At 67.5% G+C, this 26,775-nt stretch carries 27 protein-coding genes and 1 pseudogene; 17 read left to right on the top strand and 11 right to left on the bottom strand.

Going from position 1 to position 26,775, the window contains the following annotated elements:
* Positions 1-175: 175 nt before the first annotated feature.
* From JQ639_RS23625 to mutT, 3 genes are all read left to right on the top strand, one after another.
* Positions 176-1,111 carry a peptidylprolyl isomerase gene (locus JQ639_RS23625; protein WP_211967681.1) on the top strand — a complete coding sequence of 312 codons (936 nt, stop codon included), beginning with the start codon at positions 176-178 and terminating at the stop codon, positions 1,109-1,111.
* A gap of 189 nt (positions 1,112-1,300) precedes the next feature.
* Positions 1,301-2,542, top strand: coding sequence for a bifunctional glutamate N-acetyltransferase/amino-acid acetyltransferase ArgJ (argJ, locus tag JQ639_RS23620; RefSeq protein ID WP_211967682.1), 1,242 nt, complete (start codon positions 1,301-1,303; stop codon positions 2,540-2,542).
* Positions 2,539-2,937 carry an 8-oxo-dGTP diphosphatase MutT gene (mutT, locus tag JQ639_RS23615; RefSeq protein ID WP_211967684.1) on the top strand — a complete coding sequence of 133 codons (399 nt, stop codon included), beginning with the start codon at positions 2,539-2,541 and terminating at the stop codon, positions 2,935-2,937. Before argJ ends, mutT begins: the two co-directional genes overlap by 4 nt.
* A 183-nt stretch (positions 2,938-3,120) precedes the next feature.
* Here the strand turns inward: mutT and JQ639_RS23610 are convergent, their stop codons facing one another.
* The 4 genes from JQ639_RS23610 to JQ639_RS23595 all read right to left on the bottom strand — a co-directional run bounded on the left by JQ639_RS23610 (position 3,121) and on the right by JQ639_RS23595 (position 6,030).
* A complete protein-coding gene (locus JQ639_RS23610) occupies positions 3,121-3,996 on the bottom strand; it encodes a methyltransferase domain-containing protein (RefSeq protein ID WP_211967686.1) in 876 nt (291 codons plus the stop codon).
* A 147-nt stretch (positions 3,997-4,143) separates the two neighbouring features.
* Positions 4,144-5,406, bottom strand: a complete 1,263-nt coding sequence (locus JQ639_RS23605; RefSeq protein WP_211967688.1) for an RNA polymerase sigma factor — start codon at positions 5,404-5,406, stop codon at positions 4,144-4,146.
* Positions 5,407-5,772: a YciI family protein gene (locus JQ639_RS23600; protein ID WP_211967689.1), complete on the bottom strand. Its 366-nt coding sequence runs from the start codon at positions 5,770-5,772 to the stop codon at positions 5,407-5,409.
* Positions 5,773-5,844: 72 nt separating this feature from the next.
* Positions 5,845-6,030 (bottom strand): hypothetical protein, encoded by a 186-nt coding sequence (locus JQ639_RS23595; RefSeq protein WP_211967690.1) that lies wholly within the window; start codon positions 6,028-6,030, stop codon positions 5,845-5,847.
* 10 nt (positions 6,031-6,040) lie between these two features.
* On the opposite strand from JQ639_RS23595, the gene JQ639_RS23590 reads away from it, so the two are divergent.
* From JQ639_RS23590 to JQ639_RS23570, 5 genes are read left to right on the top strand one after another with little or no spacing between them, the layout of a single operon-like run.
* The gene (locus JQ639_RS23590; RefSeq protein ID WP_211967691.1) at positions 6,041-6,856 is read left to right on the top strand and encodes a ComF family protein; all 816 of its coding nucleotides are present in this window, start codon (positions 6,041-6,043) and stop codon (positions 6,854-6,856) included.
* Between the two features lie 42 nt (positions 6,857-6,898).
* A complete protein-coding gene (grxC, locus tag JQ639_RS23585; RefSeq protein ID WP_211967963.1) occupies positions 6,899-7,174 on the top strand; it encodes a glutaredoxin 3 in 276 nt (91 codons plus the stop codon).
* 50 nt (positions 7,175-7,224) lie between these two features.
* Positions 7,225-8,073 carry a carbon-nitrogen hydrolase family protein gene (locus JQ639_RS23580; RefSeq protein WP_211967964.1) on the top strand — a complete coding sequence of 283 codons (849 nt, stop codon included), beginning with the start codon at positions 7,225-7,227 and terminating at the stop codon, positions 8,071-8,073.
* Positions 8,070-8,552 carry a DUF1178 family protein gene (locus tag JQ639_RS23575; protein WP_211967692.1) on the top strand — a complete coding sequence of 161 codons (483 nt, stop codon included), beginning with the start codon at positions 8,070-8,072 and terminating at the stop codon, positions 8,550-8,552. Before JQ639_RS23580 ends, JQ639_RS23575 begins: the two co-directional genes overlap by 4 nt.
* A 56-nt stretch (positions 8,553-8,608) precedes the next feature.
* Positions 8,609-9,073, top strand: coding sequence for an EamA family transporter (locus JQ639_RS23570; protein WP_211967693.1), 465 nt, complete (start codon positions 8,609-8,611; stop codon positions 9,071-9,073).
* Positions 9,074-9,191: 118 nt separating this feature from the next.
* Here JQ639_RS23570 and ubiG read toward each other — a convergent pair whose 3' ends face one another.
* Positions 9,192-9,944 (bottom strand): bifunctional 2-polyprenyl-6-hydroxyphenol methylase/3-demethylubiquinol 3-O-methyltransferase UbiG, encoded by a 753-nt coding sequence (ubiG, locus tag JQ639_RS23565; protein WP_211967695.1) that lies wholly within the window; start codon positions 9,942-9,944, stop codon positions 9,192-9,194.
* Between the two features lie 44 nt (positions 9,945-9,988).
* On the bottom strand, positions 9,989-10,456 hold the full coding sequence (locus JQ639_RS23560) for a PH domain-containing protein (RefSeq protein ID WP_211967697.1): 468 nt from the start codon (positions 10,454-10,456) through the stop codon (positions 9,989-9,991).
* Between the two features lie 220 nt (positions 10,457-10,676).
* Here JQ639_RS23560 and JQ639_RS23555 point away from each other — a divergent pair, with 220 nt between their 5' ends.
* From JQ639_RS23555 to JQ639_RS23530, 6 genes and pseudogenes are all read left to right on the top strand, one after another.
* Positions 10,677-11,933 carry an aspartate kinase gene (locus tag JQ639_RS23555; RefSeq protein WP_211967699.1) on the top strand — a complete coding sequence of 419 codons (1,257 nt, stop codon included), beginning with the start codon at positions 10,677-10,679 and terminating at the stop codon, positions 11,931-11,933.
* 12 nt (positions 11,934-11,945) lie between these two features.
* Positions 11,946-12,659, top strand: a pseudogene (locus JQ639_RS35845) (aminoglycoside phosphotransferase family protein).
* 307 nt (positions 12,660-12,966) lie between these two features.
* The gene (gene ptsP, locus JQ639_RS23545) at positions 12,967-15,234 is read left to right on the top strand and encodes a phosphoenolpyruvate--protein phosphotransferase (RefSeq protein ID WP_211967700.1); all 2,268 of its coding nucleotides are present in this window, start codon (positions 12,967-12,969) and stop codon (positions 15,232-15,234) included.
* Positions 15,235-15,266: 32 nt separating this feature from the next.
* Positions 15,267-16,346 (top strand): peptide chain release factor 1, encoded by a 1,080-nt coding sequence (prfA, locus tag JQ639_RS23540; protein ID WP_211967702.1) that lies wholly within the window; start codon positions 15,267-15,269, stop codon positions 16,344-16,346.
* On the top strand, positions 16,343-17,236 hold the full coding sequence (gene prmC / locus JQ639_RS23535; protein ID WP_211967704.1) for a peptide chain release factor N(5)-glutamine methyltransferase: 894 nt from the start codon (positions 16,343-16,345) through the stop codon (positions 17,234-17,236). Before prfA ends, prmC begins: the two co-directional genes overlap by 4 nt.
* Before the next feature lie 567 nt (positions 17,237-17,803).
* The gene (locus tag JQ639_RS23530; RefSeq protein ID WP_211967965.1) at positions 17,804-18,544 is read left to right on the top strand and encodes a DUF4167 domain-containing protein; all 741 of its coding nucleotides are present in this window, start codon (positions 17,804-17,806) and stop codon (positions 18,542-18,544) included.
* Positions 18,545-18,620: 76 nt separating this feature from the next.
* Here the strand turns inward: JQ639_RS23530 and JQ639_RS23525 are convergent, their stop codons facing one another.
* Entirely contained in the window at positions 18,621-19,370 is a 750-nt protein-coding gene (locus JQ639_RS23525) for a class I SAM-dependent methyltransferase (RefSeq protein ID WP_211967966.1), read from the bottom strand.
* A gap of 129 nt (positions 19,371-19,499) precedes the next feature.
* On the opposite strand from JQ639_RS23525, the gene gloB reads away from it, so the two are divergent.
* Positions 19,500-20,267, top strand: a complete 768-nt coding sequence (gene gloB / locus JQ639_RS23520) for a hydroxyacylglutathione hydrolase (protein ID WP_211967706.1) — start codon at positions 19,500-19,502, stop codon at positions 20,265-20,267.
* Positions 20,267-20,704 carry a cupin domain-containing protein gene (locus tag JQ639_RS23515; protein WP_211967708.1) on the top strand — a complete coding sequence of 146 codons (438 nt, stop codon included), beginning with the start codon at positions 20,267-20,269 and terminating at the stop codon, positions 20,702-20,704. The genes gloB and JQ639_RS23515 overlap by 1 nt, the downstream gene beginning before the upstream one ends.
* Here the strand turns inward: JQ639_RS23515 and yddG are convergent.
* The 3 genes from yddG to JQ639_RS23500 all read right to left on the bottom strand — a co-directional run bounded on the left by yddG (position 20,701) and on the right by JQ639_RS23500 (position 23,751).
* Positions 20,701-21,570, bottom strand: coding sequence for an aromatic amino acid exporter YddG (yddG, locus tag JQ639_RS23510; protein ID WP_211967709.1), 870 nt, complete (start codon positions 21,568-21,570; stop codon positions 20,701-20,703). The genes JQ639_RS23515 and yddG overlap by 4 nt on opposite strands.
* 105 nt (positions 21,571-21,675) lie before the next feature.
* Positions 21,676-22,401 (bottom strand): acetoacetyl-CoA reductase, encoded by a 726-nt coding sequence (gene phbB / locus JQ639_RS23505; protein WP_211967711.1) that lies wholly within the window; start codon positions 22,399-22,401, stop codon positions 21,676-21,678.
* 174 nt (positions 22,402-22,575) lie between these two features.
* Positions 22,576-23,751 (bottom strand): acetyl-CoA C-acetyltransferase, encoded by a 1,176-nt coding sequence (locus JQ639_RS23500; RefSeq protein ID WP_211967713.1) that lies wholly within the window; start codon positions 23,749-23,751, stop codon positions 22,576-22,578.
* 516 nt (positions 23,752-24,267) lie between these two features.
* Between JQ639_RS23500 and phaR the strand changes: the two genes are divergently transcribed.
* Complete coding sequence (gene phaR, locus JQ639_RS23495; RefSeq protein WP_211967715.1) at positions 24,268-24,873, top strand: polyhydroxyalkanoate synthesis repressor PhaR; 606 nt, start codon at positions 24,268-24,270, stop codon at positions 24,871-24,873.
* A 156-nt stretch (positions 24,874-25,029) separates the two neighbouring features.
* On the opposite strand, the gene JQ639_RS23490 is transcribed toward phaR, so the two are convergent.
* A complete protein-coding gene (locus JQ639_RS23490; protein ID WP_211967716.1) occupies positions 25,030-26,721 on the bottom strand; it encodes a putative bifunctional diguanylate cyclase/phosphodiesterase in 1,692 nt (563 codons plus the stop codon).
* Between the last annotated feature and the right edge of the window lie 54 nt (positions 26,722-26,775).

Here is a 26,775-nt window from a genome sequence, read left to right as displayed (position 1 = left end):
CGCGTACTCGCGTCCGCATCCTGTGATGACTGACCATCGCTTGCCCGGGGGGACGGCCGGGCGAAGCGAAATCACCGGGCGGAACACGAGGAGGTTGCCAACGGCATGCGATTGGGCGAGTGTCCGCCGCCTTTCGGCGCTCCATCGCGCGACTTTGACAAATTAAGGATTTTCCATGATCGCTGCTCCGTCCCGAACGATGACCGCCCTGCGCCTGGGCCTGCTCGCGGTCACCGCGACAGGTTGTCTCTCCGTGGCGCTGCTGTCCGGCCTGCCGGCCCGCGCCCAGGACTCCAATCCGGTCATCGCCAAGGTGAACGGCAGCGAGATCCGCGAGAGCGACCTCGCGGTCGCCGAGGAGGAGCTGGCGCCGAGCCTCGCCCAGATGGACCCGGCCAGCAAGCGCGAGAACATCATCAAGTTCCTGATCGACATGAAGATCGCGGCCAAGGCCGCCGAAGAGAAGAAGATCCAGGACCGCGACGACTTCAAGAAGCGTCTGGCGTTCGCCAAGGACCGGCTGCTGATGGACAGCCTCCTGGCCGTGGAAGGCAAGGCCGCGACCACCGACGAGGCGATGCGCAAGGTCTATGACGACGCCGCCAAGCAGATCGCCTCCGAGCAGGAAGTGCGCGCGCGCCACATCCTGGTCGAGACCGAGGACGAGGCCAAGCAGGTGATCGAGGAACTCAAGAAGGGCGCCGACTTCGCCGAGCTGGCGAAGAAAAAGTCCAAGGATCCGGGCGCGTCCGACGGTGGCGACCTCGGTTTCTTCACCAAGGACCAGATGGTGCCGGAATTCTCTGCCGCGGCCTTCGCGCTCGAGCCGGGCAAGATCTCCGACCCGGTCAAGTCGCAGTTCGGCTGGCATGTCATCAAGGTCGAGGAGAAGCGCAACCGCAAGCCGCCGGAGTTCGATCAGGTCAAGGGCCAGATCGAAACCTACGTGACCCGCCGCGCCCAGGCCGAATACGTCACCAAGCTGCATGACGGCGCCAAGATCGAGCGTCTCGACCAGGCCGCGAACGACAAGCCGGACGCCGCCAAGCCGGACGCCAAGTCGGACACCAAGACCGATACCAAGGCGGCGGAGCCGGCAAAGAAGAAGTAACAGCCATTAAACGTCGATGGAGCGGACCGGCCGGGGCGCATTGCGCCCCGGCCGTTTCATTTCGGAAAGATGACAGCGAAAAGAATGAGCCCTCGCGCCGAAAAACCGCGGCAAAGCCCCGCGACAAACGGCAGCATCACGGCTAAATACCGCATCCTGCTTTGCCCTCTCCTCACCGCGGAAGCCGCCATGTCCACGTCCGTCTCCCCCCTCGCCCCGACCAACGTGCCCGAACTGCCCGAGCTCGCCGGCGTCCGCCTCGCGACCGCCGCGGCCGGCATCCGCTACAAGGGACGGACCGACGTGCTGCTGGCGCTGCTCGATCCCGGCACCACGGTGGCCGGCGTGTTCACGACATCGAAGTGCCCGTCCGCACCGGTCGAGTGGTGCCGCGACCGCCTCAAGGGCAAGACCGCGCGGGCGCTGGTGGTCAACTCCGGCAACGCCAACGCCTTCACCGGCAAGACCGGACGCCAATCCACCGCGCTGACCGCGACGATTGCCGCCAAGGCGATCGGCTGCAAGGCCGATGAGATCTTCCTGGCGTCCACCGGCGTCATCGGCGAGCCGCTCGACGCCACCAAGTTCAACGGTGTCATGGACACCCTGGTCGAAACCGCCGTGCCGACCGCATGGAACGACGCCGCCCGGGCAATCATGACCACCGACACCTTCCCCAAGGTCGCGACCGCCCGCGTCAAGCTCGGCAAGGCGACCGTGACCATCAACGGCGTCGCCAAGGGCGCCGGCATGATCGCGCCGGACATGGCGACCATGCTGTCGTTCGTGTTCACCGACGCGCCGATCTCCGCGCCGGCGCTGCAGGCGCTTCTCAAGGCCGGCGTCGCCGACACCTTCAACGCCGTGACCATCGACGGCGACACCTCGACCTCCGATACCCTGCTTGCGTTCGCCACCGGCGCCGCCGCCGAACACGGCGCACCGAAGATCAGCCGCGCCTCGGACCCGCGCCTCAAGGCCTTCACCAAGGCGCTGCACACCGTGCTCGCCGACCTTGCCGAGCAGGTGGCACGCGACGGCGAAGGCGCGCGCAAGCTGGTCGAGATCGTGGTCGAGGGCGCGGTGTCGCAGCCCTCCGCGCGCCGCATCGCGATGTCGATCGCCAACTCGCCGCTGGTGAAGACCGCAATCGCCGGCGAGGACGCCAACTGGGGCCGCGTGGTGATGGCGGTCGGCAAGGCCGGCGAGCCGGCCGACCGCGACAAGCTGTCGATCGCGTTCAACGGCATCCGCGTCGCCCACAAGGGCGCGCGCGATCCCTCCTACGACGAGGCGAAGGTGTCGGAAGCGATGACCAGGCCCGAGATCCAGATCAAGGTCGCCCTCGGCCTCGGCAAGGGCCGCGACCGCGTGCTGACGTGTGACCTCACCAAGGAATATGTCGCCATCAACGGCGACTACCGGTCGTGAAGCTCACCCTCGTCGTCGCCTGCGCGCTGGTCGACACCGACAACCGCGTGCTGATCGCCCAGCGCCCCGAAGGCAAGGCGCTGGCGGGGCTGTGGGAGTTTCCCGGCGGCAAGCTCGATCCCGGCGAGCGGCCGGAACAGGCGCTGATCCGCGAGTTGCACGAGGAGCTCGGCATCACCGTGCGCGAGGCCTGCCTCGCGCCGCTGACCTTCGCCAGCCATGGCTACGATGATTTCCATCTGCTGATGCCGCTGTACATCTGCCGGCGCTGGGAAGGCACGCCGGCGGCGCGCGAGGGCCAGAACCTCGCCTGGGTGCGTGCCAACAAGCTGCGCGACTACCCGATGCCGCCGGCCGATCTGCCGCTGATCCCGCATCTGATCGATCTGCTGTAACGTCGAACCGGCGGCTGTCCTCGGTCATTCCGGGCCGTCGCCAACGGGTCCGCGCAACGCGCGACCCGATGGCAGGCTCCACCACGAACCCGGAATCTCGAAGCCTTGAGAGTCCGGATAGCCGCTGCGCAGCTCGCGGAATGACCGAGCGAAGCCGTCGAACATCCCGCGCGACGGCAGCGTTCACTCCCGCCGCTTCACCGCTTCTGCCAGACTGTGTGTTGCCGATCCCGGCTTGAGCGGCTTCTGCTGGCTGTCGTGCGGCGTCCAGCCCGACAGCCACACCACATCGAACGTCGCGCGGATGCGGCCGTCGGCATCGGCGAAGCGCTCGCCATAGACCTGCGCCATACGCAGTAGCGTCGCCCGGCGCAGCGGCGTGCGGCGGCGCTCGCGCAGCACATTGGTCGCGCCCATCCGCCGCAGATCCTGCATCAGCGCGAAGGCATTGTCGTAGCGCACGACGATGCGGTCGACATCGGCGACCGGCAGGGCGAAACCTGCACGCTGCAGCAGCGCGCCGAGATCGCGCAGGTCGGCGAACGGCGCGACGCGCGGCGACAGCCCGCCCTCGACCTCGGTCTCCGCTGCGGCGAACGCCTGGCGCAGCTCGGTGAGCGTGTCGCCGCCAAGCAGCGCCGCCAGCAGCAGCCCGTCGGGCCTCAGTGCACGCCGCACCTGCGCCAGCACGCCCGGCAGATCGTTGGCGAAGTGCAACGCCAGCGCCGACACGGCAAGGTCGAGCGACTGCGGTGCCAGCGCAAGATCCTCGCGGACGCGGCCGAGCAGATCGACCCGCGTCACGTCATCGAAACGCGCACGCAGCGCATCCCCTACCGCCGCGCCCGGCGAGCCGATATCGGCGACCGCGGCAAAGCTGCGCACCACCGCCCCGAGCCGTTCCATCGCGTCCTCGCTGACGCGCTCCAGCAGGAACGTCGCCGCGCCCAGCCGCTCGGCACGGTGCTGACGCGCCTGCAGCAGCGCATGGTCGAACAGCTCCGGCGCGGCGGCGCTCGATCCGGTTGGGCTGCTCGCGGGAACGGGCCTGTCAGCCATGACTGGCAAAATCCTTGTCGATCAGTGGTTCGAGCCCCGCAGCAATGTCTTCACCGGATCATTGCCCCGGTTCCAACATTGGCCTGACTTTGCGGCCGGCTCGTTTCCGGACGTAACAACCACAGGCACAAGCGCTAACACAAGATTCTAGTGCCGCCCGGGATCTGGCATGCGCCGGTCGACATCCAGCAGCTCCGCCATGCGACGTTCCAGGAAGCGGCGGTCCGCGGATTGAACCGCCAGATCCAGCCCCTGTCGATACAAGGCGATCGCCGTCGCGATGCGCCCGCACTGATGGTGCAGCCCCGCAGCTGCCGCGAAAGCCAGATGGTAAGTATCGAGCCCGCCGCCAGCCATCGCCGCCTCGACCGCGGCCAGCCCTGTTTCCGCGCCATCCCGCTGGCCGATCGCAACGGCGCGGTTGAGCGCCACCACCGGTGACGGCGCCACCCGCATCAAGGTGTCGTAGAGACCGACGATCTGCGGCCAGTCGGTCTCGGCGAGGCCCGGGGCGCCGGCATGGAGTTCGGCGATCGCCGCCTGCAGGATATACGGCCCGACACGGCGATGCGTCAGCGCACGCGCGATCAGGCCTTGCGCCTCGGCGATCAGCGTGCGGTCCCAGCGGGATCGATCCTGCTCTTCCAGCGGCACGAAATCGCCGGCGGCGTCGATGCGCGTCGCACGGCGCGCATCGTGCAGCAGCATCAGGGCCAGCAGACCGAGCGCTTCGGCATCGTCGACGAGGTCGTTCAGCAAACGCCCGAGGCGGATAGCTTCGCCGCACAGGTCGGTGCGGATCAGTTGCGGACCGTCGGTGGTCGTGTGCCCTTCGTTGAAGACGAGGTAGATGACCTGCAGCACGCTGTCGAGACGCACCGGCCATTCCGCGCGGCCGGGCACCTCGTAGGGGATGGCCAGATCGCGGATCTTGGCCTTGGCGCGGACGATGCGCTGGGCGATGGTCGGCGCCGGCGTCAGGAAGGCGCGGGCGATTTCCTCGGTCGTCAGGCCACAGACTTCACGCAGCGTCAGCGCGGCGCGGCCATCGGGCGACAACGCCGGATGGCAGCAGATGAAAATCAGGCTGAGATCATCGTCGCGGATGGCATGGGGGTCGGGATCGTCGGTCCAGTCGGGCTCGGCCGGCATATCGGCGCAGGCGCCCTTCACCCTGGCGTCGCGCCGCCAGCGATCGACGACACGGTTGCGCCCGGCCGAGACCAGCCAGGCATAGGGATTCGCGGGCACGCCGGTTTGCGGCCATGCGGCCGCCGCCGCCAGGAAGGCTTCATGCACCCCCTCCTCCGCCGCCTGGAAACCGCCCAGCAGGCGGATCAGCGTGGCGTACACACGGCGAGCGTCGTTGCGGTAAGCCGCCTCGAGTTCGCCGTGTGCGGCTGGCGCCATTTAGAGGCACGGCCTGGGCTGGCTGAAATCGATCGCCGGACGGATCTCGATCGTGCCCAGCCGGGCGTACGGGCACTCGCCGGCGACGCGGATGGCTTCGTTGAGGTCGCGCGCCTCGATCACCATGAGGCCGCCCAGCATCTCCTTGGTCTCCATGAACGGGCCGTCGGTGGTCGAAACCTTGCCGTCCCGCTTTTGGAGGGTGACCGCCGTGGCGGGCAGATTCAGCGGAAGATCGGTGACGTGATGGCCCTCGGCTTTCAGCTTGGCCGAATAGGCCGGAATGTCGGCCAGGACCTGGTCGGCCTCGGGGGAACCGTTGAAGGCGACTTTTGGATCGAAAAAGATCAGGCAGTGGTAGTGCATGGGCGGCTCCTTGCGTGTTGTAGCACGCAGGTAATCGTCGGGGACGCCGCGGATTCGACATCGGCTGAAGAATTATTTTCGCTTGCCGACACCGATCGCGCCATGCCGTTCCACGCGCGTGCTCTCCTCCGGGCGACCACGGCCACGCTGCAGCAATGTCCGATCCACCACGCCGGCGCCGCGGCAGACCATGCCACGGTCGCGCCTTGAGATGCTGCCATGCAGACGATAGCCTTTCACGATCGGCCGGACGATCATGGACCGCACGATGCACGACATCACGCCCGGGCAACGCCTTGTGACCCTGCGGGGCCTGCTCGCAGCCTGCCGCGCCACGACGCAATCCGTGCTTGGCGGTGTCGCGCGGCTCGCCCTCGATGTGGCGCTGCCGACGCTGTGCGTCGCCTGCCGCGAGCCGGTCGCGGGTGACGGTGTCTGCGCCGCCTGCTGGGCGCAATTGTCGTTCATTGCGCCGCCCCACTGTCCCCGCCTCGGCATTCCCTTCGTCTACGATCCCGGTCCGGACCTGCTGTCCATGGAGGCGATCGCCGCACCGCCGGCCTATCATCGCGCCCGCGCCGCGGTGCGCTACGACGACACCGCCAAGACCCTGGTACACGGCCTCAAATACCAGGATCGCTGCGACCTCGCGCCGGTGATGGGGCGATGGATGGCCCGCGCCGGCCGCGAGCTGCTCGACGATGCCGACATGCTGGTTCCCGTGCCGCTGCACTGGCAACGTGCCTGGAGCCGTCGATTCAACCAGTCAGGGCTGCTGGCGCACGCGGTGGCGACACAGAGCGGCGTCCCCTTCGCGGGCGACGCGCTCCGCCGCGGCAAGGCGACCCGCCAGCAGGTCGGCCTGACCCGTTCGGAACGCGCTGACAATGTGCAGGGCGCCTTTCAGGTGCCTGCACACCGGCGCAGCGCGATCGAGGGCCGCCACATCGTTCTGGTGGACGATGTCCTGACGTCCGGCGCCACCGTCGATGCCTGCGCCCGGGCCCTCCTGCGGGCCAAGGCCCGCCAGGTCGACGTGCTGGTGTTCGCGCGGGTTGTGGACAGCTTCAAAACCCCCATATAATTGCAACAAATCATGATCGAGGCCCCGATGACGTCCGCTCCCGTGACCGCCGCCGTGGAGATCTACACCACGCCGACCTGCGGCTATTGCCGCGCCGCCAAGTCGCTGCTGGCGCGCAAGAACGTCTCCTACAAGGAAATCGATGTCGCGACCGACCGCGCGCTCCGCGAGGCGATGGTGAAGCGCGCCAACGGCCGCACCACCGTGCCGCAGATCTTCATCAACGACGCCCATGTCGGCGGCTGCGACGACCTCTACGCGCTCGACCAGGCCGGCAAGCTCGATCCGCTGCTGGCCGGCGAGGAGACGGTGTCGTGAGCGCCGCCGCGACCACGCCGCCGGAAACCGGCGCGCCGTTCACCGCGGCGATGATCCAGATGCGCACCTCGCTGTCGCCGGAGCAGAGCTTCGCGCAGGCCGCAGCGCTGATCCGCGAAGCCAAGGCCGGCGGCGCCGACTACGTGCAGACGCCCGAGATGAGCAACCTGATGCAGGAGAACCGGCAAGCCCTGTTCGCCCTGCTGCAGGACGAGGAGACCGACCGCACCCTCGCCGGCTTTCGCGAGCTGGCGCGCGAGTTGAAGATCTTCGTGCATGTCGGCTCGCTCGCGGTGCGGGCATCGGCCGAGCGCGCCGCCAACCGCTCGTTCCTGATCGATCCGGCGGGCGAGATCGTCGCGCGCTATGACAAGATCCACATGTTCGACGTCGACCTCGGCAACGGCGAGGCCTATCGCGAGTCCGCCAACTATCAGCCCGGCGAGACGGCAGCGATCGCCGATCTGCCGTGGGGCCGCCTCGGCCTGTCGATCTGCTACGACCTGCGCTTCCCCGCGCTGTACCGCGCCCTCGCGGAAGCCGGTTCATCGTTCATCAGCATCCCCTCGGCCTTCACCCGCAAGACCGGCGAGGCACACTGGCATGTGCTGATGCGCGCCCGTGCGATCGAGACCGGCAGCTTCGTGTTCGCTGCCGCCCAGGGCGGCAAGCACGAGAACGGCCGCGAGACCTTCGGCCATTCGCTGATCGTCGACCCGTGGGGCACCATTCTCGCGGAAGGCGGCACCGAGCCCGGCGTGATCCTCGCCCGGATCGATCCCGCCAAGGTCGAGAGCGTGCGCAAGAGCATCCCCTCGCTGCAACACGGCCGCCGCTTCAGTGTCGCCGATCTGCATGGCGGCCCCGGCCATCTGCAGCTCGTGCGGAGCAAGGCATGATCCGCTACACGCTCCGCTGCGACAAGGGGCACAACTTCGAAAGCTGGTTTCAGGATTCGGCGGCCTACGACAGCCAGCGCAAGCGCAAGCTCGTGGCGTGCCCGACCTGCGACTCGACGGCGATCGAGAAAGCGCTGATGGCGCCGCAGCTGACGCGCAAGAGCAATGCCAAGGCCGCCGCGCGGCGCACCGTCACGATGGACGCGACGCCGGTGCAGGAAGCGCCTCCCGAAGCGGTGCCATTGGTGTCGGCACAGGAGCTGGAGCTGCGCGCCAAGCTCAAGGAGCTGCGCGACCACATCGTCAGCCAGGCCGACAATGTCGGCGACGACTTTCCGACCGAGGCGCGCAAGATGCACTATGGCGACATCGAGCATCGTCCGATCTATGGCGAGGCGACCGTCGACGAAGCCCGCTCGCTGATCGAGGAAGGCATCGAGGTGGCGCCGCTGCCGGTGCTGCCGGACGACCGCAACTGACCCTCGCGCCCCTTTCCTGATCCCGCGACGCCGCGGACGACGCCAAGGACGAAACAATGGCTCCCGATAGCTGGTCGTCGTGGCAGGGATTCTCGCAAGGATCCTGGCAAATCTGGGCGCTGCTGTCGGCATCCTTCGCCGCGCTGACCGCGATCTTCGCCAAGGTCGGCGTCGAGAACATCAATCCCGATCTCGCCACCTTCATCCGCACCTGCATCGTGCTCCTGAGTTTTGCACTGCTGCTGACCTTTACCGGCCAGTTTCAGTCGCCGGGCGCGATTTCCGGCCGGACCTGGACGTTCCTTGTGCTGTCGGGCCTCGCCACCGGCGCATCGTGGCTGTGCTACTTCCGCGCGCTCAAGCTCGGTCCGGCGACGCTGGTCGCGCCGATCGACAAGCTCAGTGTCGTGCTGGTGGCGCTGTTCGCCTTCGTCTTCCTCGGCGAACGGCCGTCGGCGACCGGCTGGGCCGGCATCGCCTTGATCTCGGCCGGCGCCGTGCTGCTGGTGGTCAAACGCTAGATCGTTTTCGAGCGAAGTGGGCACCGGTTCGCGTGAAGAAAACGCGTCAAAACAAGATGCTGGAGCGCGTTCACGATTCCATCAAAAGCGAACGCGCTCTCAGCGCCACGTGCCACGCTCAGCCCGCCGTCTCCGCGACCACCATGTAGTTGACGTCCATATCCGACGACAGGCTCCACTTGTCCGCGAGCGGACTGTAGACCACGCCCGACTGTTCGGTGACCATCAGGCGATTGCGCTCGAGATGCTGGGTCAGTTCGTCCGGCGTGACGAACTTGCCCCACTCATGGGTGCCGCGCGGCAGCCAGCGCAGCACATATTCGGCACCGACGATCGCAAGCGCGAAGCTCTTCCAGTTGCGGTTCAGCGTCGACACCACCATCAGGCCGGACGGCTTCATCAGCGCCGCGCAACGGTCGAGGAACGCGCCCACGTCGGTGACATGCTCGATCACTTCCATCGCCAGCACCACATCGAAGCGCTCACGCGGGTCGATCTCCTCGACCGTCGTGCAGCGGTAATCGATCAGCAGGCTGGAGCGGGCGGCATGGAGCTTGGCGGCCGCGATGTTGGTCTCCGACGGGTCGATGCCGATGACCTGCGCGCCGAGCCGGGAAAACGGCTCGCACAGCAGCCCGGCGCCGCAGCCGATGTCGAGGATGCGCAGCCCCGACAGGCAGCTCAGGCTGCGCACATTGCGCTCGAACTTGCGGCAGGCCGCATCGCGAATGAACCCGAGCCGCAACGGATTGATCTTGTGCAGCGGCGCCATCTTGCCCTTGGGGTCCCACCACTCCTCCGACAGCCGCGAGAATTTCGCGACTTCCGCGGGATCGACGGTGGAGGACGGAGATGATGTGCTGGCGGCCATTTTCAATAACGGTTTGATGAAGCGTGGGCGTGCGGGCGAAGCAGCTAGCGCGCGGTGATATGATTGCGGAATTGCAGCGGCGAGGCAATCATCGCGATGGTCTTGCGACCCTCGCCGACGCCGAAGATGGTGACGTCGCCATAATCCAGAACTCGTCCTGGAATGCTCTGATTGACATCGACGCTCTCCACCTTGTCCAGATTCATCTCGAAGGTGGAGCGCTGGATGAAACCCTCCTTGTGGACAATTCGCAGCGAGGTGACGTCGGTCTCGGTGGTCCATCGCCGGAACCAGGCCCGCAGCGTCCAGAACAGGGCGGCCAGCGCCGCGGCGGCGGCCAGGATCAGCCAGATCAGGTTGCCGCCGTCGGTCTGCGCCCGCCGTTCCATGACGAAGCAGCCAACCGCCACCAGCCAGGCCAGGATCGCCGGCAGGTAGATCACGCCATGCAGCGTGGTCGAATACAGCACTTTTTCTCCCGGCTGCAGGATCTGGTCGATATAGCGGCCCATGCCGGTCCCCCTCGTTCCGTCGCGCACGGTCCGCCCCGGCCCCCGCCCGGACCAGCCCCGCGGCTATGGCCCGACGGCTTGCCCCAAATCGCGGCGTTATGTATACGCGCGTTTTGGCCGGCGCGCCTCCTCCCTTTTTGCGCGTCCGTTCGGGCCGTTACATAAACCCGCAACATGCGCCCCGGCGGCGTGTTGCACAGTCAAGGACTGCGCCACCCACATGGCCCGCCTCGTCATGAAATTCGGCGGCACTTCGGTCGCCAACATCGAACGCATCCGCAACGTGGCGCGGCATGTCAAACGCGAGGTTGACGCCGGGCACGAGGTCGCCGTGGTGGTCTCGGCGATGTCGGGCAAGACCAACGAACTCGTCGCCTGGGCGACCGAGGCCTCGGCGCTGCATGACGCGCGCGAGTACGACGCCGTCGTCGCGTCCGGCGAGCAGGTGACGTCGGGCCTGCTGGCGATCGCCCTTCAGGCGCTCGGCATCCAGGCGCGCTCGTGGCAAGGCTGGCAGATTCCGATCAAGACCAGCGACGCCCACGCCTCGGCCCGCATTCTCGGCATCGACGGCGGCGAGCTGATCAAGCGCTTCAAGGAGCGCAAGGAAGTCGCCGTCATCGCCGGCTTCCAGGGCATCCATGAGGAGACCGGCCGCATCACCACGCTTGGCCGCGGCGGCTCCGACACCTCGGCGGTGGCGATCGCCGCCGCGATCCATGCCGACCGCTGCGATATCTACACCGATGTCGACGGCGTCTACACCACCGATCCCCGCGTCGTGCCCAAGGCGCGCCGGCTCGACAAGGTGGCGTTCGAGGAAATGCTGGAACTCGCCTCGCAGGGCGCCAAGGTGCTGCAGGTGCGCTCCGTGGAGCTCGGCATGGTGCACAATGTGCGCGTGTTCGTGCGCTCCAGCTTCGACAAGCCAGAAGATATCGATCCCAATGCCAGCCAGCCGCCGGGTACTCTGATCTGCGGCGAGGAGGAAATCGTGGAAGCCCAAGTCGTCACAGGCATCGCCTTTTCCAAGGACGAAGCCCAAATCTCCGTGCGCCAGATCGAGGACAAGCCGGGCGTTGCCGCCGCCATCTTCGTGCCGCTGGCCGACGCCAACATCAACGTCGACATGATCGTGCAGAACGTGTCGGAAGACGGCAAGACCACCGACCTGACCTTCACGGTGCCGGCCTCCGACTATGTCCGCGCCAAGGAGACGATCTCCAGGTCCAAGGACACCATCGGCTACAAGTCGATGGACAGCGCCACCGACGTCGCCAAGGTCTCGGTGATCGGCATCGGCATGCGCAGCCACGCCGGCGTTGCCGCCCAGGCGTTCAAGGCGCTGTCGGAGCGCAATATCAACATCCGCGCGATCACCACCTCCGAGATCAAGTTCTCGCTGCTGATCGACGCCGCCTACACCGAACTGGCGGTGCGCACGCTGCACACCCTGTACGGCCTCGACCAGGCCTAGAACCGGGCCGACATGCCGCAGACGGGCCCCGACAGCTCGTTCGCGGCCCATCTTGCGCGCTGGGCCCTCGTTCCGGACGGCCCTGCGATCGTCACGCCCGGCGCCTGGCTCCTGCCGGTGCGCCGCGGCGGCGAAGCGGCGATGCTCAGGATCGTCACCCACCCCGAAGCCGGGGGCGCCGGCGACGTGCTCGCCTGGTGGAATGGCGAGGGCGCCGCGCGGGTGTTGGCCGCGGATAGCGACGCCCTGCTCATGGAACGGGCGCTCGGCCGCCTCTCGCAGCCGCGTTCGACGACCTGGCCCCGGTGGCCGCGATCCATGGCGGCCTGCTCGGACGCGCCGACATCATCGCCCGCCAGTTGCTTGCCGAGCCCCGCGACGTCGTCGTCCTGCACGGCGACCTTCACCACGACAACGTGCTGGACTTCGGCGAACGCGGCTGGCTCGCCATCGATCCCAGGTGCCTGCGCGGTGAGCGCGGCTTCGACTATGCCAATATTTTCACCAATCCGGACATGGCCGACCCGTCGCGCCCCGTCACCATCCGCCCCGAACACTTTGCCCGCCGCCTCGCGATGGTCACTGCGCGTTCTGCCGCGCCACCGCCTGCTGCAATGGATCCTGGCCTGGACCGGGCTGTCAGCGGCCTGGCTGATCGCCGACGGCGGCGACGCCGGGGTCGATCTTGTGATTGCCGCCCTCGCGGCGGCTGAACTCGACCGCTGACTGCCGCGGCGCGGTAACGGGTAACGCCCGCGGGACCGGGCGCGACGCCCTGTCGCGGAGCATGCCCGAGCCGTCCACATGGCAGTCAACTGGCAGGCGTTTTGCTTGGCAAAACAAACACAATTTCGCTATACGCCTGAGGAATAGGCAGCGACAAATTGTGTCACAGCTTGTGGGTCTCCGATTCGGCCAGGACCTGGCCGAAGCGGTTGGGGCAAAGCAAAAAGCTGTTATATTCCTGAAGGTTAAATCCCGTGCTCCTGCCTCAGGCCGGCGCCGGGTTTGCGAGACGCGGAGGTGTCGGCATATGCGGAGCGCGCTGGGAGGCCCCCGCGTCCTGTTGAGACGGCTCCGCGAAGTCATGGCCGAGCCGGTCAGTGCCCAGGAGCGGCTGGACAAGATCGTCGTGCTGATCGCGGCCAACATGGTGGCCGAGGTGTGCTCCACCTATGTGCTGCGCGTCGACAACACCCTCGAGCTCTACGCCACCGAAGGTCTGAACCGCGACGCGGTCCACCAGACCGTGCTGAACGCCCACGAAGGCCTTGTCGGCCTCGTCGCCAGCGAGGCGACCCCGCTCAACCTCTCCAACGCCCAGAACCACCCGGCCTTCTCCTACCGGCCGGAAACCGGCGAAGAGATCTACCATTCCTTCCTCGGCGTGCCGATCCTGCGCGCCGGCAACACCCTCGGCGTGCTGGTGGTGCAGAACCGCGCCCACCGCACCTATGTCGAGGAAGAGGTCGAGGCGCTGCAGACCACCGCGATGGTGCTCGCGGAGATGATCGCCTCGGGCGAACTGTCGGCGCTGGCCCAGCCCGGCGCCGAACCCGCCGCGCGGCACTCGCTGCACAAGGAAGGCTCGATCCTGTCCGACGGCATCGCGCTCGGCCATGTCGTGCTGCACGAGCCGCGCGTCGTCATCACCAATTACATTGCCGAGGACCTGCAGAAGGAGGTCAAGCGGCTGGACACCGCGCTCGCCAACCTGCGCGCAGACCTCGACCGCATGCTGGAGCGCGGCGACGTCGCCGAGAGCGGCGAGCACCGCGAGGTGCTGGAAGCCTACCGCATGTTCGCCAACGACCACGGCTGGTCGCACAAGCTGCATGAAGCGGTCGCCACCGGCCTGACCGCGGAAGCCGCCGTCGAGCGCGTGCAGTCCGACACCCGCGCCCGCATGCTGCGCTCGACCGATCCGTACCTGCGCGAGCGGCTGCACGACCTCGAGGATCTCGGCCACCGTCTGATGCGGCAGCTGGTAGGCCAGACCCACGCGCCGTCGCGCGAGCAGCTGCCCGACAATGCCATCCTGATCGCCCGTGCCATGGGCCCGGCGGCGCTGCTCGACTACGACCGCAAGCGCCTGCGCGGCCTCGTGCTCGAGGAAGGCACGTCGAACTCACATGTCGCGATCGTCGCCCGTGCGCTCGGCATTCCCGCGGTCGGTGAAGTGCCGAACGCCGCCGGCGTCGCCGACCCCGGCGATGCGGTGATTGTCGACGGCACGTCCGGTTCGATCTATTTCCGCCCGTCCGCCGAGATCGAGGCGGCCTATGCCGAGCGGGTGCGTTTCCGCGCCCGCCGCCAGGCGCAATACCTCGCGCTGCGCGACAAGCCGACCACGACCCGCGACGGTCAGCCCGTCGAGCTGATGATCAATGCGGGCCTTGTCATCGACCTGCCGCATATCGAGGACACGAACTGCTCGGGCATCGGCCTGTTTCGCACCGAGCTGCAGTTCATGGTGGGACAGAGCCTGCCGCGCGCCAGCGAGCAGCTGCAGCTCTACCGCACGGTGCTCGACGCCGCCGGCGACAAGCCGGTGACCTTCCGCACCCTCGACATCGGCGGCGACAAGGCGCTGCCGTACATGGAGACCATTACCGAGGAGAACCCCGCGCTCGGCTGGCGCGCGATCCGCCTCGGCCTCGATCGGCCCGGACTGCTGCGTGGCCAGATCCGCGCCCTGCTGCGCGCTGGCGGCGGACGTTCGCTCAAGATCATGTTCCCGATGATTTCCGAGGTCGCCGAGTTCGACCAGGCCAAGGTCATCGTCGAACGCGAGCTGACCTATCTGCGCCAGCACGGCCACGCATTGCCCGAGCGCATCGACATCGGCACCATGGTCGAGGTGCCGGCGCTGCTCTACCAGCTCGACGAGTTGCTCAAGCGCGTCGACTTCGTGTCGGTCGGCTCCAACGACCTGTTCCAGTTCCTGTACGCGGTCGACCGCGGCAACCCGAAAGTGTCCGACCGCTTCGACACCCTGGCGACGCCGGTGCTGCGCGCGCTGCGCGACATCGTGACCAAGGCGACCGCTGCCGGAAAGGTCGCGTCGCTGTGCGGCGAGATGGCGTCCCAGCCGCTCGGCGCGCTGGCGCTGCTCGCGCTCGGCTATCGCTCGCTGTCGCTGTCGGCCACCGCCCACGGCCCGGTCAAGGCGATGATCCTGGAGCTCGATGTCGGCAAGGCCGCCGCGATGATCAAGCCGCTGCTCGACGCTCCCGCCGGCAGCGTCCCGGTCCGCGAGCGGCTCAAGGAATTTGCCGAAAAGGAAGGACTGCCGCTGTAAGCCGCCCCCGCGGCGCAGCGCCCTGAAACGCCATGTTGCCCGAAGCCAAACTCGACGTCCTGCTGGCGCGCCATGCCGCGCTCGAAGCCGAACTTCTCGGCCAGGTCTCCTCGGAGACCTATGTCCGCGCGACACGCGAACTCAGCGAGCTCGCCCCGGTGGTCGAGGCGGTGAAGACCTACCGCGCCGCCGTGCGCGAACTCGCCGACATCGACGCCATGATCGCCGACACCGCAACCGATCCGGAAATGCGCGCGATGGCCGAGAGCGAGCGGCCGCAGCTCGAGGCGCGCCGTGACGAGCTGGTGCAGGCTATCCGCGTCGCGCTGCTGCCCAAGGACGCGATGGACGAGCGCAACGTCATGCTGGAAATCCGCGCCGGCACCGGCGGCGACGAGGCGTCGTTGTTCGCGGGCGACCTGTTCCGGATGTACGAGCGCTTCGCCGCGCTGCAGGGCTGGAAGGTCGAGGTCATCTCCGCCAGTGACGGCACCATGGGTGGCTTCAAGGAAATCATCGCCGAGGTACAGGGCCGCGGCGCCTTCGCCCGGCTGAAGTTCGAATCCGGCGTGCACCGCGTCCAGCGCGTGCCCGACACCGAAACGCAGGGCCGCATCCACACCTCTGCGGCGACCGTCGCGGTGCTGCCCGAGGTCGAGGACATCGACGTCGACATCAAGAACGACGACCTGCGCATCGAGACCATGCGCGCCGGCGGCGCCGGCGGCCAGCACGTCAACAAGACCGAGTCGGCGATCCGCATCACGCATATCCCGACCGGTATCGTGGTGATGATGCAGGACAGCCGCTCGCAGCACAAGAATCGCGCCAGCGCCATGAACATCCTCCGCGCCCGCATCTACGATGCGGAGCGCCAGCGCCTCGACGCGGCGCGCTCGGCGGACCGCCGCGAGAAGGTCGGCTCCGGCGACCGCTCCGAGCGCATCCGCACCTACAACTTCCCGCAGGGTCGCGTTACCGACCATCGCATCAACCTGACGCTCTACAAGTTGCCGCAGGTGATCGCCGGCGAAGCGCTCGGCGAGCTGATCGACGCGCTGACCACGGAGCACCAGGCGGCCCAGCTCGCCGCCGAAGGCGCGGCGGCGTGAGCGCCAGCCTCGCCGGGCTGACGATCGCGGCGGCGCGCCGCGAGATCGCGCGCCGGCTCAGGGAGAGTGGCATCGAGACGCCCGAACTCGATGCGCGCCTGCTGGTCGGCGCGGTGCTCGGCCTCGATCTTACCGGACTGACAGCCGCGTCATCGCGCACACTCGATACGGCCGAATCGAAGCGGCTCGCCGCTTTCGCCACGCGGCGCAGCGCCGGTGAGCCGGTGGCGCGCATTCTCGGCGTCAAGGAATTCTGGGGACTGACACTGGCGCTGAGCGCGGCGACGCTGGTGCCGCGCCCCGACACCGAAACGCTGGTGGACGCGGCCCTCGACATCGCGCGGGCGAGCACCAACGACGCGCCGCGCATCGCCGATCTCGGCACCGGCAGCGGCGCCATCCTGCTCGCGCTGCTGTCGGAGCTGCCTCAGGCCCGCGGCCTCGGCACGGACATCAGCGCCGACGCCCTGCAGACCGCCGCCGCCAACGCCGACCGGCTTGGGCTCGCCGATCGCGCCACGTTCGTCCAGTGCAGCTATGCGCAGGCACTGCGCGGGCCGTTCGACCTGATCGTCTCCAACCCGCCGTACATCCCGAGTGGCGACATCGCGGCTCTCGCCGTCGACGTGCGCGCGCACGATCCACAACGCGCGCTCGATGGCGGCGCCGACGGGCTCGACGCCTATCGCAGCCTCATCCCGCAGGCCGTACCACTGCTGCGCGAAGGAGGCGCACTGCTCGTCGAAGTCGGGCAGGATCAGCACGCCACGGTCGCCCGCCTGATGTCTGCGACGGGCCTCGCCCACGGCCCGATCCGGGCCGATCTGGCGGGAATCCCACGGGTCGTGATCGGGCGAAAATGGGGCCCCGGGGCCGATTTTTCCCAATAAAAACCTCTTGGAATATCGCTCGAGAGCGACTAGGTTCCGGGCACAGCATCGGTCCAGGCAGCCCACCCCGCAGACGCTGCGGAGGCTAAAGCTCTCCCCGTCGAGAGCCAGACCGAGTGAAAGGTTCCAAAAGTCCGGTTGTCTGGAGCGCGAAGGCCCATACGGTCGCGCAGCCCGCAACCGCCAAGCGAACGAAAGCCTGATATTTGCGGCTATACACTCATTTCGAGACGTCGGGCCTGTTGCGGCATGCCTGACCAGCGGATCGAGCCGGCGGCCTAGCGGCGCCGGCGTGTGGGGGACGCGTCCGTGGCAGGCACGACGGATGATTTGGGGCTCGCGTTTCGCACCCGAAACGCGCTGAACGTGATGATATCCGGGGGATCCGGTTCCAATGCCCCCGCCGCCGACAGTCATGCGTGTTGGCCGCATGCGAGAGCCTCGGCGCAGATGAACGGAACTTCTGAACCACGACGCTGGAACTAGACCAGGCGATGAGTCGGACGCCATGCGCGTCCCACGCATCCACGACGACATCGAGACTTCAGGGTGGCGAAAAGGCACGACATGAGAAACGGTCAGAACAACAACAAGCGGATGCGGAACCGGAATAACCACAACAATAATAACAACCGCCGCGGCCAGAACCCGATGACCCGGGTGTACGATTCCAACGGACCTGACGTCAAAATCCGTGGCACTGCCGCCCATATCGCCGAAAAATATCTGCAGCTCGCGCGCGACTCGCAGAGCGCTGGTGATCCGGTCGCGGCGGAAAACTACTACCAGCACGCCGAACACTATTTCCGCCTGATTGCCACCGCTCAGGAACAGTTCCGGCAGAACCAGCCGCAACCCCAGCAACAGCAGCAGCGCGCCGACGGCGATTTGCGTGATGGCGACGAGGACGAAGAGAGCTTTTCGAACTTCGGCGCCGAGCCCGGCTTCGGTGTTCGCGAACCCCAGCCGTCCTATCAGGCCCGCGAACCCCAGCCGTCGTACCAGCCGCGCGAGCACCGTGATCGCGACCCCGGCCTGCGCGAACAGCCGCGCGAGCAGAATCTGCGTGAAGGCCGCTCGCAGCCGGTGCATCAGGACAGCGACGCGGACAACGTCGATCGCCTGCCGTCGTTCATCACCGGCGCGCAGCCCCAGCCGACCAACGGCGCCAACGGCTATGAAGGCAACGGCCATCAGGGCGGTGACCGCTTTCCGCCGCGCCGCCGCCGCCGGCCGCATGGCCCGCGCGGCGAAGGCCGCACCCCGGCACAGCCGAGCCTGAGCGAAGACTTCTCTTCGGGCGAGTGAGTCCCGCGACGTTTCGGCGTCGCACCCGCGCATGCGCGCACACGATAACGGCGCGACCGGACGGCGACAGCTTCGCCTACGGCGCGCCGATTTCGTCTCTGCGGGGCGCCGGTGTCGGCACCAGCACGGGATCGAGCGCGGGAATGAGCCGCGTGCGCTGGCGACGCGCCGGAATCGCGCGATAGACCTGCTTGGTCGCCTCGACGATATGCACGCCCGCGAATGGCGACGAGATCGCCGCGCTGAGCCGCTCCCACGCCACCGCTGAACGCAGAAACCATCCGCCGTCGATCGGCGGCACGAACAGCGCCTCGCTCCACGCCGACGGCGTGAACCAGGTCTGGCGCAGCAGCTCGGTGATCTGGCTGCGCGAGTACGGCCGACCATGGCCGAACGGTGTCTTGTCGGTCCGCGTCCACACGCCGCGGCGGTTGGGAATGATCGCCATCATCCGCCCCGACGGCGCCAGAATGCGCCAGACCTCGCGCAACAGTCCCGCCGGATCGTCGGACATCTCCAGCGCATGCACCAGCAGGATGCGGTCAACAGCCGCATCCGGCAGCGGCAGCGAAAACTCGTCCACCAGCGTCGCGAGGCACGGCCGCGACGTCGGCCACTTCAACACGCCCTGCGCCGCCGGCATGAAGGCGATGCAGCGCTCGGAGTCCTCCCGGAACAGGCCGAGATAGGGCGTCGGATAGCCAATGCCGAGCACCCGCTGGCCCTTGGCATGGGGCCACTGGGCACGGATGCCGCGATTGATCAGCCGGCGCGCCACCACGCCGAGCGGCTGAGAGTAGAAATTGCGGAGATCGATCACATCCATGGTCATTGCAGCCAGCCTAGCATGTTCGCTCGCCGCCGTGCAGCACGCCGTCACCTCCGGACGCAGGACGGATTTCAACCCGCCGCATGGCTGTGCTAGCGTCCGCGCCAACAAGACGATGGAGTTGTCATGGCCGCCGATATTCGCCTGTTCCCCTGCCTTTCGGACAATTTTGGCTACCTGGTCCACGATCCCGTCAGCAAGGCGACGGCCTCGATTGATGCCCCGGAAGCCGGTCCGATCATCAAGGCCCTGCAACGCGAGGGCTGGACGCTGACCGACATCCTGGTGACGCATCACCACGCCGACCATGTCGGCGGCATCGCCGAGCTGAAGGCCAGGTACAACTGCCGCGTCGTCGCCCCCCATGACAAGGCGGTCGCGATCGCGCAGGTCGACGAGCGCGTCAAGGAAGGTGACACCGTCCATGTCGGCACGCTCGCAGCCAGGGTGCTCGAGACGCCCGGGCACACCCTCGACCATATCTCCTACGTGTTCGATTCCGAGCGTGCGGTGTTCTGCGCCGATACGCTGTTCTCGGTCGGCTGCGGCCGGGTGTTCGAGGGCACCTATCCAATGATGTGGGCTTCGCTGCTCAAGCTGCGTGCCCTCCCCGACGATACCCGCATCTATTGCGGCCACGAGTACACGCTGTCGAACATCAAGTTCGCGCAAGGCATCGAGACCGACAACGCCGCCCTCAAGGCCCGCGCCGAGCAGGCCGCCGGCCAGCGCGCCGCCAACCAGCCGACGATCCCGACCACTATCGGCGAGGAGAAGCATACCAACGTCTTCCTGCGCGCCGACGTCGCCTCGGTCGCCGCCGCCGTCGGCCTCGCCGGCAAGAGCGCCGCCGAAGTGTTCGGCGAGCTGCGCGAGCGCAAGAACCGCGGCTGATGCGCCCCGCACCACTCGACGCCGCGGCCGTGATCGCGCGGCTGCACCTCACGCCCCATCCGGAGGGCGGGCATTATCGCGAGGTGTTTCGCGATACGCGGCGCGACGCCCATGGCCGCGCCGCCTCCACCGCGATCTACTTCCTGCTCGCGCGCGGCGAACGATCGCACTGGCACCGCGTCGACGCGGTCGAGATCTGGCACTACTACGCCGGCAGCCCGCTCAACCTGGAGATCGCCGACGAGCACGGCCGCCGTACGCTGCACCTCGGCCCCGACCTGATGGCGGGTGAAGCGCCGCAGGTCGTCGTGCCGGCTGGCGCGTGGCAGGCCGCCGAGAGCCTCGGCGACTGGACGCTGGTCGGCTGCACCGTCGCGCCGGGCTTCGAGTTCGCCGGCTTCGAGCTGGCGCCGCCCGGCTGGACGCCGGAGGCTTAACGCCTGCCGCCCAGCAGGTCGCGCGCCGCAATCAGGCCGCCGCCGGCGATCAGCACCGCGGCGATCGCCAGCAATGGCGTCGGCTGCGCGAAGCCGGCGAGAATCAGGAAGCCGGTCGACAGCAGCGGCGTCGCGTAGGAGAGCGCGCCGACCAGACGGATGTCGCCCCGCTTCATGCCGATGTCCCAGACATAGAACGCCGCGCCCACCGGGCCAAGCCCCAGCGCAATCACGCAGCTCCATTGCAGCATCGTCTGCGGCCAGACCGTCGTCTCGAATGCGAGATGGCACAGCCACGCCAGCAGCGCCGTCACCGCGCAGAAGCCGGCCACTGCATCGGTCGGCACGGCCTTGAGCCGCCGCGACGTCACCGAATAGGCCGCCCAGATGAACGCGGCGCAGACCGCGGCAGCGAAGCCCGGCAGATAGGCCGTCGTCACCGCGGCGCCGCGGCCGACGACCAACAGCGCTGTGCCGGCGAGGCCGAGCAGCGCGCCGATGATGTGATGCGGCGCCAGCCGCTCGCCCGGCAACAGCGCGGAGAACAGCACGATCAGCAGCGGCCAGAGATAGTTGAGCAGCCCGGCCTCCGCCGGCGGCGCGAAACGCAGCGCCAGGAAATACAGCGCATGGTAGCCGAACAGGCCACCGACGCCGACGAGCCAGACCTTGAGCGGCTGTCGCAGCGCCCGCGCCGCACCGGGACGCCACAGCCAGGTCAGCGGCCCAACGCAGGCGCCGATCGCGAACGTCATCGCCGCGAGCTGGAAAGCGGGGATGCGGCCCGTCGCCACGGTGAGCGCGGCCAGCAGCGACCACATCAGGATCGCACTGAGGCCAATCAGGGTTGCAGAGCCGGAGGTCATGACGACGTTATGGCAGAGCGCGACGATTCGCGCTCTGCTCCCAACGTCCTACTGGCTGCGTCTCACAGGCGTCATTTACGGGTATCGCGAGACGCCGGACGAAGCTCAGGCGTGATACTGGCCGCCGTTGATGGTCAGCGTCGAGCCGGTGATATAGCCGGCGTCGTCGGACGCCAGGAAGACCACGGCACGCGCGATCTCCTCGGGCTCGCCGAGGCGATTGACCGGGATCATCGGCAGAATGCTCTTCTCGACGACTTCCTTCGGCACCGCCTGCACCATCTCGGTGTTGATGTAGCCGGGGCAGATGACGTTGACGGTAATTCCGCCACGGGCGTTTTCCAGCGCCAGCGCCTTGGTGAAGCCGATGTCGCCGGCCTTCGCCGCCGAGTAGTTGACCTGGCCGAACTGGCCTTTCTGGCCGTTGATCGACGAGATGTTGATGATGCGGCCGAACTTGCGGGCGCGCATGCCCTCGATCACCGGGCGCGTCATGTTGAACAGCGAGCCGAGATTGGTGTTGATCACCGCATTCCACTGCTCGATCGTCATCTTGTGGAAGGCGCCGTCGCGGGTGATGCCGGCATTGTTGACCAGCACATCGACCGGACCGAGCTCGTCCTCGACCTTCTTGATCCCCTCGGAGCAGGCGTCGAACGAGGCGACATCCCATTTGTAGACGGGGATGTGTGTCTCGGCCTTGAACTTGTTGGCGGCCTCGTCGTTGCCGGCATAGCTCGCGGCAACCTTGTAACCGGCCGCCTTCAACGCCTTGCTGATCGCCGCACCGATCCCTCGCGTCCCACCCGTCACCAACGCTACACGTGCCATGCTCAGGTCCTCCTTGACGTGATCAGCCGATTTTTATCGTTGTCAAAGTATTCCGAGCAATTGTGAGAACTGCAAGACCAAAACTTGACGAATGATCCGGCAAACGAAAATGCCCGGCACAAAGGCCGGGCATGTCGCGATGATGAATTGTGCGGCGCGCTGACGCGCGGCGTATCAGCGCTCGACGCAGAGCGCGATGCCCATGCCGCCGCCGATGCACAGCGTGGCAAGGCCCTTCTTGGCGTCACGCTTCTGCATCTCGTGCAGCAGTGTCACCAGCACGCGCGCGCCCGAGGCGCCGATCGGATGACCGATGGCGATCGCACCGCCGTTGACGTTGACCTTGGAGGTGTCCCAGCCGAGGTCCTTGTTGACGGCGCACGCCTGCGCGGCGAACGCCTCGTTGGCCTCGATGAGGTCGAGGTCGTCGGTCTTCCAGCCGGCCTTCTTGAGCGCGGCGCGCGACGCCGGGATCGGGCCGGTGCCCATGATCGAGGGATCGACGCCGGCCTGGCCCCACGACACGATGCGGGCGATCGGGGTGCGGCCTTCCCTGGCGGCCTGCTTGGCGCTCATCAGGACGAGCGCGGCAGCGCCGTCATTGATGCCCGACGCATTGCCGGCGGTCACGGTGCCATCCTTCTCGAACGCCGGGCGCAGCTTGCCCATGGCGTCGATGCTGGCGCCATGGCGCGGATACTCGTCGGTGTCGACAACGACGTCGCCCTTGCGGGTCTTGACGATGAACGGGACGATCTCGTCCTTGAAGCGGCCGGCCTTCTGCGCCGCCTCGGCCTTGTTCTGCGAGCCGACGGCGAACTCGTCCTGCTGCTGGCGGGTGATCTGGAACTGGCGCGCGACATTCTCGGCGGTGTTGCCCATGTGGTAGCCGTTGAAAGCGTCCCACAGGCCGTCCTTGATCATGGTGTCGACGAACTCGACGCCGCCCATCTTCACGCCGCTGCGCAGGTACTGGGCGTGGGGCGCCATGCTCATGGATTCCTGGCCGCCGGCGACCACGATCTCGGAATCGCCGTTGACGATGGCCTGGTAGCCGAGCGCCACCGAGCGCAGGCCGGAGCCGCACAGCTGGTTGACGCCCCAGGCCGGGCTCTCCACCGGAATGCCGGCGGCGATCGAGGCCTGGCGGGCCGGGTTCTGGCCCTGCGCCGCGGTCAGGATCTGCCCCATGATCACCTCGGACACGCGGCCCGGCTCGACGCCCGCTCGCTCCAGCGCCGCCTTGATCGCGGCAGCACCGAGGTCATGGGCGGGAATGTTGGCGAAAGCGCCATTGAAGGCACCGACAGCGGTGCGGGCAGCGCTGACGATGACGACATCGTCGGACATGGGATCTCTCCTTGGCTTGAGTATCGGGGGCACAGGCCCGTGCCGGGGCTGGCAGGGCGAGGTCTCGAACCTATCCTGTTAAGCTAAGACAGGCGTGTCAATTGGCCAGTGCCGCGAATTCGCGGCCGGCCCGCAGGTCCCGTCCAGCCGCCGGCCCGCACTGCAGCGGGCGCGGCTGAAACCGGCGGATTGCCCGGCCTCCACGCTTGCCCGCACCTGGCGCATTCCGGCCGTGCGCCGGCCGCGCGGCGCGCGATGGCTGCACGCCCGAGCGCGATATCCAGCGATGACCTCGACCGGAACGGCATCGAATCGCCCCCGACGCAACGGACCGGCGAGCCGCCCGCCATCACTGCGGCGCGTGCGTCACGCAAGCGCGACAGCGCCTAGGGCATTAACTGTGCTGCACAAAACGGTAGCCGAAGGGTTCCGGACATGCTTACCTTGCTGCGTTGCATTGACCTTCCCCTCGGCAGTGTCCGGTGAACTGCCAAATCTCTTTAGCGTGTGAGACCCATGGCGAAGTCAGAAACACCCATCACGATCAAAAAATACGCCAACCGTCGGCTCTACAACACAGGCACCAGCACGTACGTCACGCTCGAGGATCTGGCCGCGATGGTGAAGGAGGGCGAGGATTTTCTCGTCTACGACGCCAAGACCGGCGACGACATTACCCGCTCGGTGCTCGCGCAAATCATTTTCGAGCAGGAGAACAAGGCCGGCCAGAACCTGCTGCCGACCACCTTCCTGCGCCAGCTTATTCGTTTCTACGGCGACAGCATGCAAATGGTGGTGCCGAAGTATCTCGAGGCCTCGATCGATTCGCTCACCCGTGAGCAGGAAAAGTTCCGCAAGCAGATGACGACGGCGTTCGGCAGCGGCCCATTCGCGCCGCTCGAAGAACAGGTTCGCCGCAACATGGAACTGTTCGAGCGCACCTTCGCGATGTTCAAGCCGTTCGGGCTCGGCTCCCTGCGCAAGGAGCCCGAGCCGGAATCGGGACGCACGCCGACCGATGGCACGCCAGAACCCGACGACATCAACGAGCTGCGGCGGCAGATGAAGGAAATGCAGGACCGTCTCGAGCGGATGTCGAAAGAGCCCGACACCAAGGAGTAGTCGCGGGCGGCCTCGCCCTCGACCGGTGCGAACACGACCATGCGCTGCCGCGCGTCGGCGGCGCATTTTCTTTTGGCAGGACCGTATGCCGCAGTTGCGAAGCTTGTTGTCCCGCAAGAAGCCCGGCGCCACGCGCGAGGGCGGCGCAAGGCGCCTTCAGCCCGCCGCTGAACGCCCTGTCGGCGGCGGCGCGATCCATGGCCGCTCCGGCGAAGCGAGGCCGATCAGGCGCCCCTGGATATAATCGCAGCCCCAGCCGCTCAGCAGCGTGGCCGAATCCTCGTCCTGCACCCATTCGGCCACGGTCTTGATGCCGAGGCGATGCGCGAGGTCGATCAAGGTCTGCACGAAAGCACGATCGTCCGAGGAGTGCAGGATGTTCTGCACGAACGCGCCGTCGATTTTGACGAGATCGACGCCGAGCTTGCGCAGGTTGCGGAACGAGGTGTAGCCGGCGCCGAAATCGTCGATCGCGATCCGGCTGCCGAAATTCTTCAGCCGCATCACAAAGCCGCGGATGTCGTCGAGATCCTGGATCGCCACCGTCTCGGTGATCTCGACGATCAGCCGCTCGGCGATGCCGGGATGCGCGCGCAGCAGCACCTCGATATGCGACCACCAGTCGGGATCCATGGTGGTTTCGGGCGACAGGTTGAGGCTGAGGGTGATCTGCGGCGCGGCGGCGAGTTCGGCGACGACCAGTTCGAGGACGCGCTGGTCGACAAGATGGATCAACCCGAGCTTCTCGGCCACCGGCACGATGTCCGGCGCCAGCAGCAGCTCGCCATCGTCCTGGCGCATCCGCACCAGGCACTCGTGAAACGCCACCGCCCGCGAGCGCAGATCGACCACCGGCTCGAACGCCACCACGAGGCGGCGCTCATTCAAGGCACTGACGATCTCGTCGGTGACGCGGATATTGACACGGCGCTGCGCCTCCCGCTCGACGTTCGGACGCCAGGCCAGGAAGCTGCCGCGGCGACGCGCCTTGGCCCGCTCCAGCGCCTCCTGGGCGCGGACCATTGCCTCCTCGGCGGTGCGCCCGTGGCGCGGCACGCCGACCGCGCCGATCGACGCCGTCAGCGACACCGGCCCCGACTTCGTCGGCACGACGTCGTTGCGGATCGCGGCGAGGAACCGCTCGGACGCGACCGACATCTGCTCGGCCGTGCAGTTCTTCAGGATCAGTCCGAACTTGTTGCCGGAGAAACGACCGATGACGTCGCCGCTGCGCAGCCTGGCGCGAAGGCGCGCGGCGATCTCGACGATGACCTCATCGGCGACGTCGAAGCCGAAGGCCTCATTGATATGGGCGAGATGATCGATACCGATCAGCATGAAGCCGCACGGCGTGCGAAAGCGCGACGCTTCCTCGACGGCTTCGGCGAGCGCCGCCGCGAGCTGGGTGCGGTTGAGCTCGCCAGTGAGCGGATCGCATTGCGACAGCTTGAGCAGTTGCGCATCACGGGCGTGGCGTTCGTTGTTGAGCCGGACGATCCCCTGGACGCGGACGGGCTTGCCGTCGCGCCCGGCAAACCAGCAGCCGGTCTCCTCGACCCACTGGATGTCGCTGGAGGCGCGGGCCCGCACGCCATATTCGATCTGGTAGGGCACGCCATCGCCGGTATCGACACGGCCCGAGCGTAGCACCGCGTCGGCGCGCACGCCCTGCAAGGGCTCGATCACCTCGGCGAAGGCGCGGCCGGACGCCAGCGCCGTCGCCGACAGATCCGGAAACAGGCGCGCGGCCGCTTCGCTCCAGCCCATCGCGTCGCTGGCGAGATCCCATGCGAACGTCGCCTGGCCCAGCGCGCGGAGCACCGTGGCGGCGTCAGGACTGTCGAGCATCGGCACGCCTGCTCCGGAGACGGCCTCCGGAGACTCAGCCGCGCCCGTCAGGGG

It is taken from the genome of Bradyrhizobium sp. U87765 SZCCT0048 (assembly GCF_018131225.1).
In the GTDB taxonomy this organism is placed as follows: domain Bacteria; phylum Pseudomonadota; class Alphaproteobacteria; order Rhizobiales; family Xanthobacteraceae; genus Bradyrhizobium_A.
The sequence above is the reverse complement of the archived record's forward strand: the minus strand, read 5'-3'. Positions and strand labels throughout refer to the sequence as shown.